At 51.1% G+C, this 3,970-nt stretch carries 5 protein-coding genes; 3 read left to right on the top strand and 2 right to left on the bottom strand.

What is annotated here, in order from left to right:
* On the bottom strand, positions 1 to 548 hold a 548-nt coding region (locus PFH44_RS25490), incomplete at its 3' end, for an amino acid ABC transporter ATP-binding protein (RefSeq protein WP_283826557.1).
* Between the two features lie 43 nt (positions 549 to 591).
* Between PFH44_RS25490 and PFH44_RS25485 the strand changes: the two genes are divergently transcribed.
* A complete protein-coding gene (locus PFH44_RS25485; RefSeq protein WP_152644016.1) occupies positions 592 to 789 on the top strand; it encodes a hypothetical protein in 198 nt (65 codons plus the stop codon).
* Positions 790 to 895: 106 nt separating this feature from the next.
* Here PFH44_RS25485 and PFH44_RS25480 read toward each other — a convergent pair whose 3' ends face one another.
* Complete coding sequence (locus tag PFH44_RS25480) at positions 896 to 1,498, bottom strand: DJ-1/PfpI family protein (RefSeq protein ID WP_283826556.1); 603 nt, start codon at positions 1,496 to 1,498, stop codon at positions 896 to 898.
* Between the two features lie 611 nt (positions 1,499 to 2,109).
* Here PFH44_RS25480 and PFH44_RS25475 point away from each other — a divergent pair.
* Both PFH44_RS25475 and PFH44_RS25470 read left to right on the top strand, forming a co-directional pair.
* On the top strand, positions 2,110 to 3,135 hold the full coding sequence (locus tag PFH44_RS25475) for an amino acid ABC transporter substrate-binding protein (RefSeq protein ID WP_045858111.1): 1,026 nt from the start codon (positions 2,110 to 2,112) through the stop codon (positions 3,133 to 3,135).
* 65 nt (positions 3,136 to 3,200) lie between these two features.
* Positions 3,201 to 3,970, top strand: a 770-nt coding sequence (locus PFH44_RS25470; RefSeq protein WP_283826555.1) for an amino acid ABC transporter permease, incomplete at its 3' end; no start/stop codon positions are given.

Genomic DNA, 3,970 nt, shown 5'->3' with positions numbered 1-3,970 from the left:
TGGACAAGCGCCAGGGCTTCGCCGACTTTTTCCGGATCGAGGGCTGAGGTCGGCTCATCCAGTAACAGCACGGCCGGGTTAATTGCCAACGCGCGGGCAATGCCAATACGCTGTTTCTGCCCGCCAGAAAGGCTGTTTGGATAATGGTCTTTTTTATGCAATAGCCCGACCTGTTTTAGCAGACGTTCGGCGACCGCCACCGCCTCCTGACGAGGTCGTCTTTGCGCATAAATCAGGCCTTCGGTGATATTTTGCAACGCGGTGAGATTGTGAAACAAATTCCAGGACTGAAAAACCATTGCGGTTTTCGAGCGTATTTTTTCAATCTCTTTTTTTCCGGCTTTCGCGCAGTCGACAACCGCATCATCGATCTCTATTTTCCCGCTATCGGCGGGTTCGAGAAAATTCAGCGTGCGCAATAATGTCGTTTTTCCTGAACCGCTCGGGCCAATAATGCAGATAACTTCCCCAGTATTAATGGAAAGCGAAACCTCTTTTAGTATTGGTTCGCCAGTAAAACTTTTACTGATTTTATTAATAGCAATCATTGTTTTATTTTCGCAGCGAGCTGTCGGTGATAAATGCGCAACGGTGGCATTTATTTCTTTTCTAAAACTATATTGCCGCGAAGGCCATCAAGACAAACAAGAAAAAAACATATCGAAAGTTGAAAAACAGATTTCCATCTGTCTGCCATTTTTCCTGAAAATAGCATATTCAGACTATTGCGAGGATATAAAAGGCGAAGAGAAGAACGATCCGCTATTTATCGGTGCGGATCGTGCGTGACATCCTTTTTTTTAGCCGCTCACTGCTGCACCCTCTATGGTTCACCCGGCGCCGGCTAAGGCCATTAGCCCAGCAAAGCGCCTGCGGGCCGGAGGCTATCAGCACCCTAAATCGTCGGTTTGTTCTCGGTCCAGTCAAATTCCAGCTGTTTCGCGGTAAGCTCCGCAAGCGCTCTGTCAGAAAAGCGTTCGACTAAATGTAGACTCATATCAATACCCGCTGAAATCCCGGCGGAGGATACTATGGCGCCCTCATCTACCCAACGTAATCCTTCTTTTACTAAGACTTGTGGAAACATCATGCGGAAATCTGCAATATCCTCCCAGTGCGTGGTGGCGGATTTAGCGGATAAAATGCCGGATTTAGCGAGCAAAAAAGAGCCGGTACACACTGAGGCGGTAATTACCGTTTTTAACGATTGCTGGTATATCCATTCAATGACGTCACTCTTTGCCAGCTCCGCATCGACAATCCCGCCGGGGATAATCAGGCAATCTATAGGAGGATGATTATCAATCGTGGCTTCAGGGGAAAGTGTCAGACCTGCGCGTGCCCGTATGGTTTCCCGCGTTTCGCCTACCGTAAAGACGTTAAACAACGGTATCTCGCCGCGATGAACCCTGGAGGCACAGGTGAAGACTTCATAAGGCCCGGCAAAATCGAGGACTTCAACATTATCAAAAATATAGATCCCGACCTGTATCGACATAGATTAACTCCCTCTATAGTGCGTAGAAGCAGGAAAAATAGTTATTGCGCCAACGAATATCAGCGCCAGGCTAAAACCGGCCATTCTAACCGAGCTTCCGCACGGTGCTTTAAACTCACGATATTATTATCAGTCGGTGCTGAATGTTGCCAATACGAATTAAACATTACCCGGGCATCTTCGACATGAACTGATGCCCGTTATCCCGGATGATACCCGGCGTTTTGCCACCTTTGCATTAGCAACTAATGAAACAGCAACCCCCTTAATGGTAACGATAGTTGCAGTTAATACTCTGAGGTTTTACCGGTAAATCTCGCGCCCCCGTCAGCATGTGCCCTTCTTCGCCACGCACGCTGCTTTCTTATCGTGAAACTTTTGCACTCATTTTGCCCACCATGACTCGTCTTGTTCCCTTTTAGTGCTCATCAGTAACCGTAACTTTGCTGATGATTCAGATAACAAAGCGCTCTTCCTATGGATTTCAGCGATCTATAAACATGGCATCAAAATTGCCTTAACGAAAACGGCGGACCGCCACTGGAAAAAACGCACGGTACAGTGCTCAACACAACCACATAACAACACGATTTATCCACACAGGATGATTTATGAAAAATATAATGTTCTCCACCCTTGTCGCCGCGGCCTCTCTGTTCGCGGTCGCACAGCAGGCACATGCTGGCACCACTTTGGATGCAATTAAGAAGAAAGGGTTTGTTCAATGCGGTATCAGTGATGGTCTGCCCGGCTTCTCTTACGCCGATGCTAACGGCAAATTTACCGGGATTGATGTCGACGTCTGTCGCGCGACTGCGGCGGCGGTGTTTGGCGATGCCAGCAAGGTGAAATACACCCCGCTGACGGCAAAAGAGCGCTTTACCGCCCTGCAATCCGGCGAAGTGGATATTTTGTCGCGTAATACCACCTGGACCTCTTCACGCGACGGCGGTATGGGGTTCATATTCGCGGGCGTCAACTATTATGACGGCATCGGCTTCCTGACCCATCAAAAGGCTGGTCTCAAAAGCGCTAAAGAGCTGGATGGCGCCACCGTCTGCATCCAGGCCGGTACGGATACCGAGCTGAACGTAGCCGATTACTTTAAAGCCAACAAAATGCAATACACGCCGGTGACCTTCGACCGCTCTGACGAATCAGCTAAAGCGCTCGACAGCGGCCGCTGCGACACCCTGGCTTCCGACCAGTCTCAGCTGTACGCGCTGCGTATTAAGCTGGGCAAACCGGATGAGTTTATCGTTCTGCCGGAAGTTATTTCGAAAGAGCCTCTGGGGCCCGTCGTGCGCCGCGGGGATGACGACTGGTTCACTATCGTTAAATGGTCGCTGTACGCCATGCTCAATGCGGAAGAAATGGGGATCAGCTCGAAAAACGTCGATCAGATGGCGGCAAAACCGTCCAACCCGGACATCGCTCACCTGCTGGGCTCTGAAGGTGACTTTGGCAAAGACCTGAAGCTCGACAATAAATGGGCGTTCAACATTATTAAACAGGTCGGTAACTACCAGGAGAGCTTTGACCGCAACGTCGGTAAAGACAGCGCTCTGAAAATCGCGCGCGGCCAGAATGCGCTCTGGAACCAGGGCGGCATCCAGTACGCACCGCCGGTACGCTAATCTGCCTTCCAGTCGGGTACCGCATTCTGCGGTACCCGGTGCGATTTTTTCATTGAGGTTTCAACATGTCTCAACGCCCAACCGTAAAAAGGGATTTTTCGTTCGGTAATCCTACGGTTCGCGCCTGGCTTTACCAGATAGTCGCCATTGTTGCCGTGTTTGCCGTTGTGGGATATCTGATCCACAACACGGTCATCAACCTGGCCAATCGCGGTATTACATCCGGTTTTGGTTTTCTTGAGCGTAGCGCCGGCTTCGGCATCATCCAACACCTGATTGATTACACTGAAGGCGATACCTACGCGCGCGTCTTCCTTGTGGGGTTAACCAATACCCTGCTGGTTTCCGCGCTGTGCATTGTTTTCGCCTCCATTCTCGGATTCGTTGTCGGTCTCGCGCGTCTGTCTGATAACTGGCTGCTGCGCAGGCTCTCGACCATTTATATCGAGACGTTCCGCAATATTCCGCCGCTGTTGCAGATTTTCTTCTGGTATTTCGCCGTGCTGCGTAATCTCCCTGGCCCACGCGAGGCATTAAGCGCATTCGGTCTGGCGTTTGTCAGCAACCGCGGTCTTTACATCCCGTGGCCCACCTACGCGCCAGGCAGCTGGCCATTCGTTATCGCCCTGGCGCTGGCGATCGTCGGCAGCATAGGATTACGGCATTACAACCGCAAACACCAGCTGAAGACCGGGCAGCTGCGCCGCACGTGGCCGATAGCCGCGGCGACAATCGTCGTCTTGCCGCTGATAGCCCATATCCTGTTTGGCGCCGCCACCCACTGGGATGTCCCGCAGCTTCGTGGATTTAACTTCCGTGGCGGGTTCGTCATGAT

This window comes from Klebsiella sp. Ech2A, from assembly GCF_030078455.1.
Classification (GTDB): domain Bacteria; phylum Pseudomonadota; class Gammaproteobacteria; order Enterobacterales; family Enterobacteriaceae; genus Klebsiella; species Klebsiella terrigena.
Note: the sequence above shows the minus strand (reverse complement) of the source record. Positions and strands in the feature narration are given on the sequence as shown.